We start from the raw sequence: 15,032 nt of genomic DNA, 5'->3' as shown, positions 1-15,032 counted from the left end.
ATTTTTAAGGAATACGGCGACTAACCCAGTGAATTAAAACCCAGAAAACGCTAAGTACGCGGAAATACGCATAACCTTGGCAAAGATCTTTGAGGGAAAGGCGGGCACAACGCTGGAAGATTTTATGTGCTTCCTGTAGAGGGACATACGCTGGTGTAACGAAAGTCGGATCAAAATATCATGAGGTGCAATGAGTCCGGTAAAGTACCGGCAGCATCTGGGGATCACAACATAACAGTCCAGGAAAACATCCGCATTCCCAAAAGTGACATTATCAAATTGGATTCTCAATAAAGGTTCGTTAAATACTTATTATGTTAAATAAGCTATCTGAAGGCGCACTAAAGGCCGTGATGTGCTATCCCCTGCAGTCAATTTCCCTACTTCTTTAATCCTTCAAAATCTTACTGACAACAAATTTTTAGAGATAACCCGATTAGCACCATTTTGGTGCTAATGGATTGGATTTAGCACCATAATGATGCGTCATAAATAATGGGCTATGAAAATTAGTTCTATCAACACTAATTTTATCCGATCCACTTTATTGTTTATAAATTCATTCCCTTTATGCGGGAATGCACTTCCTGGTTTCTGGCACGACATCTGCAATATCTAATTAATACCAGATAATGTGAAATGACGATCCATGAAAGATCTGCCAGAAAAGCCGCCCATTGAGGATAGAGTTCCTACCTCCGAGCGCGTCCTGCTGATACTCCGCATCGTGGCGGGTTACGGGCGACCTGTCAGCGCCAGCGACTTAATGCGCGAAACCGGACTGAATAAAAGCTCGCTCTACCGCCTGCTGGCCTCATTGCGTCGCTGGGGATTCGTTATGGAAACCGACGCACTTTATTCACCGGGTCCGGCCTGCCTGCAGATGTCACTCAACTTTGATGTGGTGCCGCTGCTGACGCTGAATGCCCATGAAGCCATGCAACAGCTCAATACGCTCACGCAGGAAACCGTCGCCATTACGGTGGTGATGCAGCAGGAAGCGGTGTGCATCAGCATGCTTGAGCCGCGTCAGTCGCTGCGCTGTTCGTTTGAAAAAGGGCGCAGCCTGCCCCTGCACAGCGGTGCTACCGCGAAATGTCTGCTTGCTCACCTGCCTGCCGTCGTCAGCCAGCCTATTTTACAGAGCCAGTTCAGCAACATGTTTGAACGTCAGGCGCGTATTGATGAGCTGAACCTTATACGGCAGCAGGGCTACGCCTGCACCGAAAGCGAGGTTGATGCGGGAGTCTGGGGGATTAGCGTGCCTCTTCTGACCCAAAACCAGCAGTTACTCGGTGCCCTGACCCTGATGGCGCCGATTGTCCGCGCACAGGATAAGCATGCAGAACTTATCACCGCCACGCTCAGCGCGGCTGATGCCATACAGCAACGATTACGTTCGACCTTCACGCAGGGATCACCTGCTTTGTTTCATCAATCTTAAATTCAGGATGTGAGCCATGTCTTTTATTAAACACACAGTGAAACCTACCCTTCTTGCCCTGTCTCTTATCGGCACGTCCCTGTCCGCGCTGGCAGCAGGTGAACCTATTAAAGCGGTCACGGACGCGACCTTCCCGCCAATGGAGTTTACCGAAAACCAGAAAATGACCGGATTTGATATCGAGCTGGTTGAGGCAATTGGCAAAAAGCTCGACCGCCCGGTTCAGTGGACCAACGTTGACTTCAAAGGGCTGATCCCCAGCCTGACGGCGGGTCGTGCGGACATTGCTGTGTCGGCAATTTACATCACGCCCGAGCGTCAGCAGGTGGTGAACTTCACCGAGGCATATCTGGCCGGCGGCCTGGTTGCGCTGGTGAAGGAAGGCAACAGCTCGATCAAGAGCGCTGAGGATTTGAAGGGTAAAAAAATCAGCGTACAGACCGGCACCAAATCTGTTGAGTGGGTGAACGCACATATTCCGGATGTGCAGACGGTTGAAGTAGAAAAAAACCAGCAGATGTTCAACCTGGTCAGCATCGGGCGCGTGGATGCCGCCGTGACGGGTAAACCCGCGGCGTTTCAGTATGCACGCACACGCGGAGGGGTGAAGATCCTGCCAGGCTCGCTGACCAGCGAAGAGTACGGCATCGCGGTGCGTAAAGATGAAGCGACGCTGGTAGGCGAGATGAACGACGCGCTGAAGCAGATGAAAGCGGATGGCAGCTATCAGCAGCTGGTGGATAAGTGGTTCCCCAATCCGGTGAAGTAATCCAATATTATACCCGACCCAGGAATTCTCATGAGTTTAGATCTGAACTTTGCACCGGTATTTGCCAGCAGCGATGCGCTGCTGGCAGGCACGCTGGTCACCGTTGAAATTACGCTCTGCGCCCTGCTGCTGAGTTGCCTGCTCGGGCTGCTTATCGGCGTGGCCAGAATTAATCCGCAGGGAAAAGTGCCCTACGGGCTGGCGAGTGGCTATGTCGCCATCATTCGTGGCACGCCGCTGCTGGTGCAGCTTTTTATCTGGTATTACGGCCTGCCAAGACTGGGCGTCATGCTGCCCTCTTTTTTCTGCGGCGTTATCGGACTGGGTCTCTACTCTGCGGCCTACGTTTCGGAAATTGTGCGCGGCGCCATAATGTCAGTGGATCGCGGGCAGAATGAAGCGGCACGCTCACTGGGCATGTCATCAAAGCAGGCGATGATGAAAATCATTCTGCCGCAGGCCATCGTGCGCATGCTGCCGCCGCTCGGCAACGAGTTTATCGCGCTGATCAAGAACTCGGCGCTGGTCTCGCTCATTACCATTCACGATGTCATGCAGCAGGGCAATACCATCATCAGCAATACCTACCGCGACCTAGAAACCTATCTGGTTATTGCGGTGATCTACTTCGTGCTGACCAGCCTTACCGTGACGGCGTTGCGTCACTATGAAAAACGTCATCATCAGAAAGGGGTGCAGTAATGACCACAAGTGACAGTCGCCAGCAGGCGCAAATCAGCATCCGGGGATTACACAAGCGCTACGGCGACAACGTGGTGCTGAACGGTATTGATTTCGACGTGCTCCCCGGACAGGTCATTGTCATTATTGGCCCGAGTGGCTCAGGAAAAAGTACCTTCCTGCGCTGCTGTAACGGGCTGGAAATGCCTGAACAGGGCGATATTACGCTGTGTGGAAAAGCGCTGATTCAGCAGGGAAAGCCGTTGCCTGAGAAGCAGTTAAATGCCCTGCGTCAGGACGTCGGTATGGTGTTTCAGTCGTTTAACCTGTTTCCACACCTCTCCGTGCTGGAAAACCTGTGCGTGGCGCCGGTGATGCTGCGCGGTCTGGACAAAGCCACCGCGCGGCGTCAGGCGCTCTCATTGCTGGAGAAAGTGGGCCTGAGCAGCAAAGCCGAAGCGATGCCAGGCAGCCTCTCTGGCGGACAGAAGCAGCGAGTGGCTATCAGCCGGGCGCTGGCGATGTCTCCGAGCGTCATGCTGTTCGATGAGCCGACATCGGCGCTGGACCCTGAGCTGGTTGGCGAAGTGCTGCAGGTAATGAAAATGCTGGCCAGCGAAGGGATGACCATGATGGTCGTGACCCATGAGATGGGCTTTGCCCGTGAGGTGGCTGATGTGGTCGTCGTGATGGACGGCGGCGGCATCGTGGAATCGGGCACGCCTGAGCAGATTTTCACTGATCCGCAAAGTGAGCGTACCCGTCAGTTTCTTAATGCGGTTTTAACACGTCAGTAATTCAGTCAGGACTTCATATTTAATGAGTAACAATCAACTTTATGCGCGCCATGCCTGGCTGGAACAGGGATGGCAAAAGGATGTGCTGATCAGCTGGAATGACGCGGGCACGATCACGGAGGTTGCTGCCGGTGCGGCAAAACCTGGCGGTCTGCCTTCTGTCAGCTGGCTACTGCCCGGCATGCCAAACCTGCATTCGCATGCCTTTCAGCGCGTGTTCGCCGGATTAACCGAGTACCGGCACCATCCCACTGACAGTTTCTGGAGCTGGCGGCAGCTGATGTACGTCTTTGCGCAGCACGTAACCCCGACGCAGCTGGAGGTTATTGCCGCTGAACTGTATCGAGAGATGCTGGCTGCGGGTTACACCTCGGTGTGTGAGTTTCACTATGTGCACCATCAGCCTGGCGGTACTCCCTACCCTGACGCCATGGCGATGAGCGCCGCGCTGGTACGTGCAGCGCAGGCAACCGGCATCGGCCTGACGCTGCTGCCGGTTCTTTATCAGCACAGCGGCTTTGGTCAGCAGCCGCCGGAAGCCCATCAGCAGCGTTTCATTCACGATAAATCTGCCTTTCTGGCGCTGTGGGATCAGCTTTTTGTTTTATGCCGGAACGCCGGTGCAAAATTAGGGCTGGCTCCGCACTCTTTACGTGCCGTTAGTCCCGACGACCTGCACGCAGTGCTGGCGCACATTTTTGATGCCGACCCAACCGCTCCGGTGCACATACACGTTGCAGAACAGCAAAAAGAAGTTGATGACTGCCTCACCTGGAGTGGCAAGCGACCGGTGCAGTGGCTGATGGATAACTTCGACGTTGATGCGCGCTGGTGCCTTATCCACGCAACGCATATGGACGCCGGTGAGTATCAGCGCGCGGCCGCCAGTGGCGCGGTGATTGGTCTGTGCCCCACCACTGAAGCCAACCTCGGGGATGGCGTCTTTGACTTCCAGCACTGGAAGATGCGGCGCGGAAGCTGGGGTATCGGCTCAGACAGCCACATCGCCGTGAATGCCGCAGAAGAACTGCTCCAGCTTGAGTACTCTCAGCGGCTGCTGTTCCAGCAGCGCAACATCTGCTGTGATGCCGAAGAGCCGGACGCGGCCAGCTACCTCTATCGCCATGCCCTGCAGGGTGGCGCGCAGGCCTCCGGTCGCTGTATTGCGGGGATTGCGCCGGGTCAGCAGGCCGATTTTGTTGAGCTTGATGGTAACCATCCTCTGCTGGAGGGTATACCGGCAGAATATGTTCTCTCGACGCACCTTTTCGCCAGTTCGCGTCAGTCGGCGATCAAACATGTCTGGACGCGCGGATTACTGCGCGACATTGCACGTACATCAGCCGGGAGCGAGGTTGCCCGCATTCGCCAGAAGATGATTACGGCATTCACCGGGGAAGCGTTATGACTGAGACTGAAAACTACATTTTCCATCGCGGTTCCGAGCCGCTGTTTATCACCATGCCCCATGTTGGTACCGATATTCCGTCGGGGATGGCGTCCCGCTTCAGCAATGAAGCGCGTACCGTGCCGGATACGGACTGGCATATTGAGAAACTGTATGCGCTTGCCCGTGACATGGGGGCATCAGTTCTGCAGGCTAAGTGGTCACGATATGTAGTTGATCTGAACCGTCCGCCTGACGATCAATCACTTTATCCCGGCCAGGCAACCACTGGGCTGTGCCCGGTCGTCCGTTTTGACGGCGGAGAGATTTACCAGCCAGGTCAGCAGCCGGATGCGACGGAAATAGACGATCGACGCGCAATTTACTGGCAGCCGTGGCATGACAAGTTACAGGATACGCTGAACTCGATGCGAGAAGAATTTCCGCGCGTGGTGATGTGGGACGCCCATTCCATTCGCTCGGTGCTGCCGCAGTTTTTCCAGGGCAAGTTGCCAGATTTCAGCATTGGTACCAACGACGGGCAGAGTTGCGATCCTGAGCTGGAGCAACGCATTGCTGATCTCGCGCAGCAGAGCTCTCATTTCACCATGGTCAGCAATGGCCGGTATAAAGGCGGTTACATTACCCGCCATTATGCGGCGCCTGAGCGTGGTATTCACACTATACAAATGGAGCTGGCGCAGAGCGCCTATATGCGGGAAACACTGCCGTGGGCGTGGGAATCAGATCAGGCTGTGGCATTGCAGGAGCGGCTGAAAGTGATGCTTGAGAGTGCATTATTGTTTGCAAAAACTCAGCCCTGAAGGCTGCAGTTGGATTGTACCCGTAAGGTCTGATGTATTGCACTTACGGGTATTTTGAGTGTTAAAGGTTGCTGATTCTATACTGCAGCGTTGGTCAGGGGTGGCAAACTGCAGGTAACACTAAACAAAGATTTTTGCTCCGGGCACAGGATCATCCGCACCAGTACGGGCGCATCAATGCGAAAGGCATGCGGCGATCTTGTTGCGTAAATCGGCTATATTCGGAGGTGCTATCAATGTCAGAATTTTCATATTAAAAACAATCAAATACAGAACATCATAATTATGTTAAATAAAATGACTTATCCTTAGATAATGTCCTTTCTTCCAACCTTGAATTGCATGAATTTATCTATGCTAAACCCTTCGACAAACTCATTATTTTTTTAAAAAAAGCCAAGTATTTATGTTTAACTAATTAAATGCCCATTTTAATCAATGATTCTTATCGCCTATAATGGTTGTCAATCCACTCTGTAAAACAGAGCGGATAAATTTATTGCTGATTTTTCCTGTAAATTAATGATCTAATTAATTGCTAACAAAAGCTCTTAATTTAACACCAGTAACTTCATCAATGTATGACTCAGTCGAACCTAACAGGATTAATTGTTCATTAGATATTGATTTTTTGGAAATGGCTGGCTGTACTATTGCTACACCCAATCTAAAAGAAGAAAACTTTGCCACCTTAGCATAGTGTATAAGTTGAGGTAAATTTCCTTTGTCAATGCGTGATGGCATTCCTCTAGATAATCTAGCTTTTTCTCTTTCGATTAATCTTAAAATTAGTTTTTCTTTATCCGAAAACCACTTGATACTTTTGATCGCTTGACCAACCACTTGATATACATCATCAATCCTCGCGCCGGGCTTAGATACCCCGTTAATTTTTGGACAATACTTACAATGATATAAGTCAATTACTAACTCAACATCATTAATGTTTTTTATTGCGACTATGTCTGCTACTTCTCCACTGCCATCATCGTCAAATATAAAATCATAGTCATCTTTAATTTTATTTATTGTATACCATTGTATGGAGTAAGTTTTTTTTAGCTCGGTCTGTGATTCTTTCGAAAGATCAATGCCATGCCAATCCCAATGCTCTATTTTTTCAACATCATATCTATACTCATAGTTTTCATGAGGAAAGACTCGAAGACCGCCATCAATGAACGAAGTATCCGCCAAAAAGATAACAGGAGGGAATTCATTAAAAAATTCCGATAGTGGAATTGCCGATTCACTGATGGTAATTGTAAGATCTTCACTGCATTTAAATTCCGCCTGTCCTTTAGAAATCAAATGCAACGAAACTTCCTCCTGAAAGTCCCTTCCTTTCACAAAGAATGATAATTTCTTTTCGGTGTAGGATAAATTGGTTATTTCAAGCTCAATACTTAATAGATTTTCCTTATGGTTCTTATTTGAAATTGTTATTTTAGAATCATTCTTTCTAAGTATTTCCGATGGCCACTCTATATTTAAAACTGCAATATTAGGAAGTGATTCAAGTTCTTCCATATGCATGGCAGTCTTCATTACAGTGTTTGTATCAATTGTATCGTCTAAGACCTTCGAACCATTTTTATTACACCAATCTTTCCATTTATCTATTGAGTCACTATCCATTGACCAAATCTTACCTTTATAAGAACAACCAATGCTTACAGCCACTCCGGATTCAAACCCTTTACCAAAAATATTGGATTTTGTTGCTCGCTTTGCTTCAATGTCAGGTATTTGGTCATTTATTTCTGTACCCGTGTGCATTGAGTACCTTAGTCCTTTCTTATTTTTATTTAATCCGACATTCTGCAATTTTAATCTTTTAATTCCATGGAATGTTCTAAATACTCGCTCACCTTGTATTTTCAAAGCTGAAGGTGCTATCAGCTTGACAAGCCTAGCTGTAAGCCCGTCTTTTGCTGAGGAATGGATATAAAGTAAATTATCCTTCTTATTATAGTAAGCTATGTATAAATCCCAAGTTTCATCCTGCAACTCTTTAGAGCTAGCCCAGCCTACAGGCGTTTCAGTTTTAACTGAAAAAATTATAAAATCTCTCTCATCACTTATTACTGTGTCAAAAATATTAAAATTCTTTCTTCCGAACCTTATGATTTCATCAGGCTTCCATTCGGATAGCTTCATGCTATAAATTACCGTACTGATGTTCGGGTTTAACCCTAAATCCAATAGTTTGCTTTTATTTGAAAATTCAGAAATGAATGCTTCATAATTCTTTTCATCCTGAATCTTTCTTGAGCTTATATTGCTGATTAAATTATTCCAGTCAGAATTTTCACGGTATAATTCATCTAATGTTTCGCTAACGTTTGGATTAGCAATGTTTGCCACGAATTTTGCGTTCCCTACATTATCTGTAGTTCTTGTGAATCTACCAGTAAACTGCAGCATGATATTTATGCTTTTATGAGGGTCATGAATTGCAGATATTTTAAGTTGAGGTAAATCAAACCCTTCCCCTAGCATGTCAACACATACTATGATCTTATGGTTTCCATTTTTTATGTCTTCAAGAATTTTTTGTTTCTGTTTTGTTTTGCTATTGATTATTATAGGGTTAAGGTGTGGGGATTCACTGTAGATTTCGAATATTTCTTTAGCTCTTACAATTGTACTTGCCCGAGCCATCATTATGTGATTGAAGCCATTTTGCAGATCTGCTTCTAGTAAGGTAATAGCCTTTTCTGCTATAGCCTTATCTGCATTTTCTTCCATAAACTCAATTATTGGATGGAATTCAATTTCCTTAAAATACCCATCTTCTTGAGCTTTTTTTAAAGGGTAGTTGAATATTATTTTACCTTCGATGCGAGAGCGATCTGATCTAAAAGGAGTGGCAGTGAATTGGAATACGTTATTCTTTTTGAAGTTTTTCTTAACCCTTGACCAGGTTTCAGCCGTTACATGATGAGCTTCATCAATTATAAGATGTGAACACGATTGAGTAATTTTTAATAATTGGTCATCTTTAATTCTGGCTAGAGCAGCAGCAGAGGCCACCAATACATTGGCATCAAGGATAGCATCAATTTCATCGTTATCATTTATTCCATGATTTATAGTAGCAACTCTGGGATTAGCTATGCTGTCATCTATGACACCAAACTCCCGGAGTAATTTATAGTCAATTAACTTCCTTTCTGTTTGTTTACGTAAAGCATCAGATGGAACTATAATGAGAGTTTTTTTAAATTTTCCAGCAATTAAAATTGATAGGATAGTTTCGGTTTTTCCTGTTCCAGTAGGCATGACTATAGTGGCTGAAGATTCACTATCAGATTTTTCAAAACCTAAAGCGGAATAAATCCCGCCCAACTGAGGTGGGTGTAACCCTTTATAGGATAACGATAAGTTTTCTTCTTTGAAGGAGAACAGTCCACTCTTCCAACTCTCATATATTTCATCAGTTGATAAGGTATTTTCAGATAAAGGCATCCAATTTATTTTGCTTGCGCCTATTTTCTTTTCTTGAACTGATATCATCTAGCCTTCCTTGTTTTTTATTTCAATGATGAGTTGGATTGTGAGGAGGTCTATAGCAAACACTCGATGCCATGGTTTTGTTAAAACTAGGATGATTAAGATTAATCCTAATACTGAGTGTTATGCAAGCAATATGCAAGAAAGAGAAAAATTCATTTTTAACCTTATCTCCTTTCCTAGCACTGCGAACCTATATAAAGGCTGGTCTCACTGAGAATGTTTCTAACTTCATATAATAGGCGTTTTATGAACTGGGATATGCTCGCACTCACCTGTAGTTCGAAAACCATCCACAATACTAACCTTATATAATAAGGTTTATATAAGACCAGACAAACCCGAAAAATCCCTGTATTATGCGGATCCGGGCCTGATCCTGGGCTTTTGGCCATTTATACGTGACGGCGGAACTTTTAAGCTGCCTTGCTGCTAGTGCGGGCGCAGGTGGATAATTCTCCGGCAGCGCTACGTAAAATCTGGCGGGCATATGCCCTGTTATCTCTTCAGAATTCACGTAGCGATGCCGTCATCAAAACGGACAAAGACTGAGCAGACATGAACGACATCTCCGGTTTTACCGGCGTGGCCCTCAGCGGCAGCGCCGGTGACGAACTCACCGCGAAGCTGGCCGCCTTTGTCCGGCACCGCGAGGCCTTCTCGCCGAATACCTGGCGCCAGCTGCTCAGCGTGATGCGGATCTGCTGGCGCTGGTCGCAGGAAAACAGCCGTTCATTTCTGCCGATGTCGCCGGAGGATATGCAGGACTACCTGTTTCACCTGCAGGCGATTGGCCGATCAACTTCGACCATCTCGGTGCACGCCGCCCTTCTGTCGATGTTACACCGTAACGCAGGGCTGGTGCCTCCGACGGTTTCACCGGACGTTATTCGTGCTAAAAAGAAAATTAACCGTACGGCCGTCGTCTCCGGCGAGCGCACCGGGCAGGCGGTGCCCTTCTGCCGGCCGGATCTGAATCGTCTCGATGTTGCCTGGAAGCATTCGCCCCGGCTTCAGCATCTGCGGGACCTCGCCTTCATGCACGTGGCATACGGCACATTGCTGCGTATGAGTGAGTTGTCCCGCCTTCGGGTGCGTGACATTACCCGGTCGGCCGACGGCCGCATTATCCTCGACGTCGGCTGGACCAAGACCATTCTCCAGTCAGGCGGCATCGTCAAGGCGCTCAGTTCACGCTCCTCTGAGCGGCTGATGGAATGGATTAACGCCGCCGGCCTGGCGGAGGAACCCGATGCGGTTCTGTTTTGCCCCATACACCGGTCAAACAAAATTACCGCAGTCTCAACAGTGCCCATGAGCGCTCCGTGCCTGGAAGACATCTGGCGCCGCGCAAGGCATCACGCCGGAGCGAAAGCTCCCCTTAAAACGAACAAGGGACGCTACTCCAGCTGGAGTGGCCACAGCGCGCGCGTCGGCGCCGCGCAGGATATGGCCAGAAAGGGCATCTCCATTGCGCAGATTATGCAGGAAGGCACCTGGACGCAGACCCAGACCGTGATGCGGTATATCCGCATGGTCGAGGCCCATAAAGGGGCTATGGTAGGTCTGATGGAGGCGGACACCTGGCCTGACTAAAGGGGCCAGGTGTCCGCCAGGCCCGCTCCGAATGCCATTAGCAAGCGAATATTCAGATTAATGCTGCCAGAGGCCGTAACCGGGAGACGGTTTCCGGAAGCTGCTGCCGCAGCAGACAGTCAAGATACTCATCGGGCGTGAAAGGCGGAGACGAAAGACTGGCGCGCTGGCGCCGGGCCGCGTCGATCACAACGGTGATGTCCAGGTCGGTAAGATCAGTGATAAAGCTGTCAGGGTGAATAGCACGCAGGTTCCATACCGACAGCACCTCATCAGGAAAATCCCTGAGATTAAACGTCACTATGCCTTCCGCCTGGGCCACAATCGCAGCGGCAACGACGTGACGGTCGTCTTCATCAGGCAATCCCCTGATGGATTCAATCAGAGACTGATATCCGGTTACCAGAGCATCCGGTACATGGCGATCCATTAATGCGCGGACACGCTCAAGCTGAGCCCTGTTAAGCTCGGTGCGATTGAGCAACACGTTACGTATCCACTCTTCATGGATGTCTTCACTCCAGCGCGCGCGAAACTGCCCGCCGGCAGCAAGGTACATCAGGAAGCTGCGTAGAGGTGCAGGGTAGAGAACGCAGGCGTCAAATACGACGGTATAACCAGAACTCATTCGTAACCCAGCCCAAGTTCCTGATCAAGTGCACCCAGCTCATCAAGCGCATCATACCTCTGGTTCACAAGTTTGTTGCGGTAAGCAAGCGCGTCCACGTAGCGGATTTTACGGCGGTTTCCCGTACGATGGTAAGGCAGTTCACCGTTGTCCAGCAGGCGAATCAGCGTTGGACGCGAAATGTTAAGCAGATCGGCCACTTCCTGCGTTGTCATCTCTGCTCCGACCGGAACAAGGCGCACGGCGTTTCCTTCACCTAGCTCGGTGAGCACGTCTACCAGCATACGCAGCGCGCTGACCGGAATGCTGACATTGTGGATCTGGCCACGTTTGTCAGTGAGTGAAACCTGCTGTGACTCTGCGCGTGTTTCGAGCACGGCGGAGAGTTCCCTGCTGCACAGGCGCGCAAGTTCCGCTTCCTGCAGGGAAGGAAGCTTATTCTGAAGTTGTGTCATGAACACCTCCTGTATCTATTATTCGAAATTTTCGCAAATGGTGGCGTTATATGCAACCGCATTATGTTGTGACGTGTAGCTTAACGCTGCAGGCAGGGTCCGCTGGCATAACAAGAGCCATCAACGCGGGGAAAGTTGTGCTGCCTGGCACTCTTCACCTGCACGGGGTTTACAGATCGGGTGAACTGTCTAGGCCTATCCTTCATAATGTAAACATGTTCCCTGATGAAGCTGAGAAAAATGGCTGTTGATGAAACCGGTTTTATCTCCGTCCCTGACGGAAAAAATTTACAGCCCCAGTTCAGCAATATGATTAGCGATGTTGCTAAAGCTCTTGTCATTTCTCAGGCAGACAACATACACAGCATCTATGTCTACGGGAGCGTGGCTCAGGGAACCGCCGTAGAGACTGTGTCTGATCGGGATATCACGGTTATTTTCAGTCGTGAACGCGTCGGGACTGAATCGCCTACACTGACTGAGGTCATCAGGTCGCTCGAAGAGGCACATCCGGTAATCAGTAAAATTGACCTGGACACCGGCACCCTCTCCACTGTGATGGATCCTCAACAGCTCAATCGATGGGGATACTGGCTCAAGCACCATTGCGTCTGCGTATACGGCCAGGATTTACGCGAACGTTTTGCAGCCTTCAGGCCTTCAAGGGAGATTGCCGTTGCCGTAAATGGTGATTTTTTTAACGTGCTTAATGAATACGCTTCACAGATGAAACCGCCTTCAGAACCCGCACAACGGCAGAGGCTGCAAAGAGCTGCGGCCCGTAAGGCCATTCGTTCGACAAATATTCTTAGAGACGAAAATGATTCAGACTGGCCCATGACGCTGGAAGAGCACTGTGCAAAGTTTAACGACCTTTATCCGGCTCTATCAGAAGAAATGGACTACCTGCTGAGCATCAGTAAACGCCCCCGGGGCGACATCATGGCTTTCGCCAGCAGGATCTCGACATTTGTCTACTGGCTAAATGCCGAATTCAGCACGCGCAATCGGTAATCACTAAAAACCGGCAATGCCCTAACACACCCTGAACCTTATGAAGTGGAAGGTCATCTGGCTGACGGATATCAGTGACATGAGTAAAACAACACCGACACCCCACGATGCGACATTCAAAGCATTTCTGACGCACCCGGATACGGCGCGCGACTTTATCGAACTACACGTGCCGGCAGAGTTTCGCGCTATCTGCGACCTCAGCACACTAAAACTTGAGTCCGGCAGTTTTGTGGAAGAAAACCTTCGCGCCTATTACAGCGACGTGCTTTACAGCGTAAAAACCACCCGCGGTGACGGGTATATTCATGTGCTGATTGAGCATCAGTCTACGCCCGATCGGCATATGGCGTTCAGGCTGATGCGATACGCTATAGCGGCTATGCAGCGCCATCTTGATGCCGGTCATAAGCAGCTGCCGCTGGTGATCCCTGTCCTGTTTTATACCGGACGGCGAAGTCCTTACCCTTACTCGACCGACTGGCTTCAGGAATTCAGCGAACCAGACATTGCTGCACGTTTATACGGAGCGGCATTTCCACTGGTCGACGTTACAGTCATACCTGATGATGAGATAATGAATCACCGCAGCATGGCTGCACTGACTCTGCTACAAAAGCATATTCATCACCGGGACCTGACTGAACTTCTTGATCGGCTGGCTGCTACAATGCTGACCGGACATCTGACGGGACAGCAACTTGTATCGCTGATAAACTATCTTGTACAGGCAGGCGAAACTGATGACGCTGAAGCTTTTGTACGTAACCTGGCACAGAAAGTGCCACAGCATGAGGATGCTCTGATGACGATTGCACAACAACTGGAGCAGAAAGGCATTGAGATTGGACGTCAGGAGGGCCTTCAGCTCGGGGAGATGAAAGGCCGCCAGGAAGGGAAGCTTGAAGAGAGATTCGAACTGGCCGGCAAGATGCTTAAAAGCGGTATCCCTCTGCAAACGGTCAAAGAACTGACCGGGTTGTCAGACGAAGTGCTTTCTAAAATTCATCACTAAAAGCCCTCTTACCCCTGTGGTTGCCGGAGATTAAATGATGCAGCAGGGGATCTTTGGTTTCTGCGATGCGTTGCCATCCTGCACGGTTCAGCAACGCATCCACGGCAGGAAGATCGGCGGTAATACGTACCGCGAGAGGGGAAATTTGACGCCCATTGTCATCGAATCCGGTTTCGAGATCGTTTTTCCTTAAAAAGACTCCCGGCACCTTCGGACTCAGTTTAACCGCGCGGCGACCTTCCCATTCAGACTCTGTGAGAACGCCGTAATTAATACCCGTCAGCGTAATGGCGTGCATCACGTGCTGGAGGCGGAATAAATCATTCTGCGCCAGCAGATCGCCGTTGCTTGCCCGCCAGAGGTATTCCAGCTTGCCCGGCAGATCCGCCCGAAGCCCTTTCTCCCGGCCTTCCTTCAGCAGCCAGCGTATGTCATTGGCCAGTTCACGCCGGAACAGACGCTTCTTCTCTGCCGTCGCCAGCCATCTGCATAAAAAGAGATTTTCCTGCGCAGCGGAACTGACGGCTCCTGCCTGACGCGCTATGTTCAGTGCGATAAGCCCGCACCAGGCAAGGTGATCGACGTAGAGGTTTGAGGTATCCATACTTTGAATAATTTTTCGTTGATATGGAGTTTTAATTGCCGATCCTAACCCGCGCGGGTTTCAATTTCATCCCTGTTTATCATGGAGCCTGTCGGCCCTCCAGGTGGCGAAGGGCTGACGACGTAAATGGGAGCGCTGGTTATAGAAAACTCCTATGACCAGTAACAAAAGGTAAATATAAATTCGACACTGAGCAGAGTAATATCGTGATGCACACACAGCTACGCTGTTGCCAACGAGAATTTCTGTACTGATTTATTTAACCCGTCTTCAGACGGGTTTTTTTCAGTGTTCCTGCCGGC

Annotated in this window: 13 protein-coding genes; 9 read left to right on the top strand and 4 right to left on the bottom strand. The window is 49.3% G+C overall.

What is annotated here, in order from left to right; all coding sequences use genetic code 11:
* Positions 1-649 precede the first annotated feature (649 nt).
* Genes AC1MDE_RS15060 through hutG form a run of 6 tightly spaced genes read left to right on the top strand, consistent with a single transcriptional unit; the run spans position 650 to position 5,902 of the window.
* Complete coding sequence (locus AC1MDE_RS15060) at positions 650-1,444, top strand: IclR family transcriptional regulator (RefSeq protein WP_479402066.1); 795 nt, start codon at positions 650-652, stop codon at positions 1,442-1,444.
* A gap of 16 nt (positions 1,445-1,460) precedes the next feature.
* The gene (locus AC1MDE_RS15055) at positions 1,461-2,213 is read left to right on the top strand and encodes a transporter substrate-binding domain-containing protein (protein WP_479397717.1); all 753 of its coding nucleotides are present in this window, start codon (positions 1,461-1,463) and stop codon (positions 2,211-2,213) included.
* Positions 2,214-2,243: 30 nt separating this feature from the next.
* Positions 2,244-2,915, top strand: coding sequence for an amino acid ABC transporter permease (locus AC1MDE_RS15050; RefSeq protein WP_479397716.1), 672 nt, complete (start codon positions 2,244-2,246; stop codon positions 2,913-2,915).
* Positions 2,915-3,691: an amino acid ABC transporter ATP-binding protein gene (locus AC1MDE_RS15045; protein ID WP_480344774.1), complete on the top strand. Its 777-nt coding sequence runs from the start codon at positions 2,915-2,917 to the stop codon at positions 3,689-3,691. The genes AC1MDE_RS15050 and AC1MDE_RS15045 overlap by 1 nt, the downstream gene beginning before the upstream one ends.
* Positions 3,692-3,713: 22 nt before the next feature.
* Positions 3,714-5,099, top strand: a complete 1,386-nt coding sequence (locus AC1MDE_RS15040) for a formimidoylglutamate deiminase (RefSeq protein ID WP_479397714.1) — start codon at positions 3,714-3,716, stop codon at positions 5,097-5,099.
* Positions 5,096-5,902, top strand: coding sequence for an N-formylglutamate deformylase (hutG, locus tag AC1MDE_RS15035; protein ID WP_480344773.1), 807 nt, complete (start codon positions 5,096-5,098; stop codon positions 5,900-5,902). Before AC1MDE_RS15040 ends, hutG begins: the two co-directional genes overlap by 4 nt.
* A gap of 531 nt (positions 5,903-6,433) precedes the next feature.
* On the opposite strand, the gene AC1MDE_RS15030 is transcribed toward hutG, so the two are convergent.
* Positions 6,434-9,421: a DEAD/DEAH box helicase gene (locus tag AC1MDE_RS15030; RefSeq protein ID WP_480344772.1), complete on the bottom strand. Its 2,988-nt coding sequence runs from the start codon at positions 9,419-9,421 to the stop codon at positions 6,434-6,436.
* 555 nt (positions 9,422-9,976) lie between these two features.
* Between AC1MDE_RS15030 and AC1MDE_RS15025 the strand changes: the two genes are divergently transcribed.
* A complete protein-coding gene (locus tag AC1MDE_RS15025; RefSeq protein WP_479397708.1) occupies positions 9,977-11,014 on the top strand; it encodes a tyrosine-type recombinase/integrase in 1,038 nt (345 codons plus the stop codon).
* 52 nt (positions 11,015-11,066) lie between these two features.
* On the opposite strand, the gene AC1MDE_RS15020 is transcribed toward AC1MDE_RS15025, so the two are convergent.
* Both AC1MDE_RS15020 and AC1MDE_RS15015 read right to left on the bottom strand, forming a co-directional pair.
* Complete coding sequence (locus AC1MDE_RS15020; RefSeq protein WP_337024630.1) at positions 11,067-11,642, bottom strand: PIN domain-containing protein; 576 nt, start codon at positions 11,640-11,642, stop codon at positions 11,067-11,069.
* The gene (locus AC1MDE_RS15015) at positions 11,639-12,097 is read right to left on the bottom strand and encodes a helix-turn-helix domain-containing protein (protein ID WP_479397707.1); all 459 of its coding nucleotides are present in this window, start codon (positions 12,095-12,097) and stop codon (positions 11,639-11,641) included. The genes AC1MDE_RS15020 and AC1MDE_RS15015 overlap by 4 nt, the downstream gene beginning before the upstream one ends.
* Positions 12,098-12,322: 225 nt before the next feature.
* Between AC1MDE_RS15015 and AC1MDE_RS15010 the strand changes: the two genes are divergently transcribed.
* Both AC1MDE_RS15010 and AC1MDE_RS15005 read left to right on the top strand, forming a co-directional pair.
* A complete protein-coding gene (locus AC1MDE_RS15010; RefSeq protein ID WP_479397706.1) occupies positions 12,323-13,111 on the top strand; it encodes a nucleotidyltransferase domain-containing protein in 789 nt (262 codons plus the stop codon).
* 79 nt (positions 13,112-13,190) lie between these two features.
* The gene (locus AC1MDE_RS15005) at positions 13,191-14,126 is read left to right on the top strand and encodes an Rpn family recombination-promoting nuclease/putative transposase (RefSeq protein ID WP_479397774.1); all 936 of its coding nucleotides are present in this window, start codon (positions 13,191-13,193) and stop codon (positions 14,124-14,126) included.
* Here AC1MDE_RS15005 and AC1MDE_RS15000 read toward each other — a convergent pair.
* Positions 14,110-14,730 (bottom strand): DUF2913 family protein, encoded by a 621-nt coding sequence (locus AC1MDE_RS15000; protein WP_479397705.1) that lies wholly within the window; start codon positions 14,728-14,730, stop codon positions 14,110-14,112. The genes AC1MDE_RS15005 and AC1MDE_RS15000 overlap by 17 nt on opposite strands.
* Between the last annotated feature and the right edge of the window lie 302 nt (positions 14,731-15,032).

This window comes from Pantoea folii, from assembly GCF_056678875.1.
This window is presented reverse-complemented; position numbering and strand designations above follow the sequence as displayed.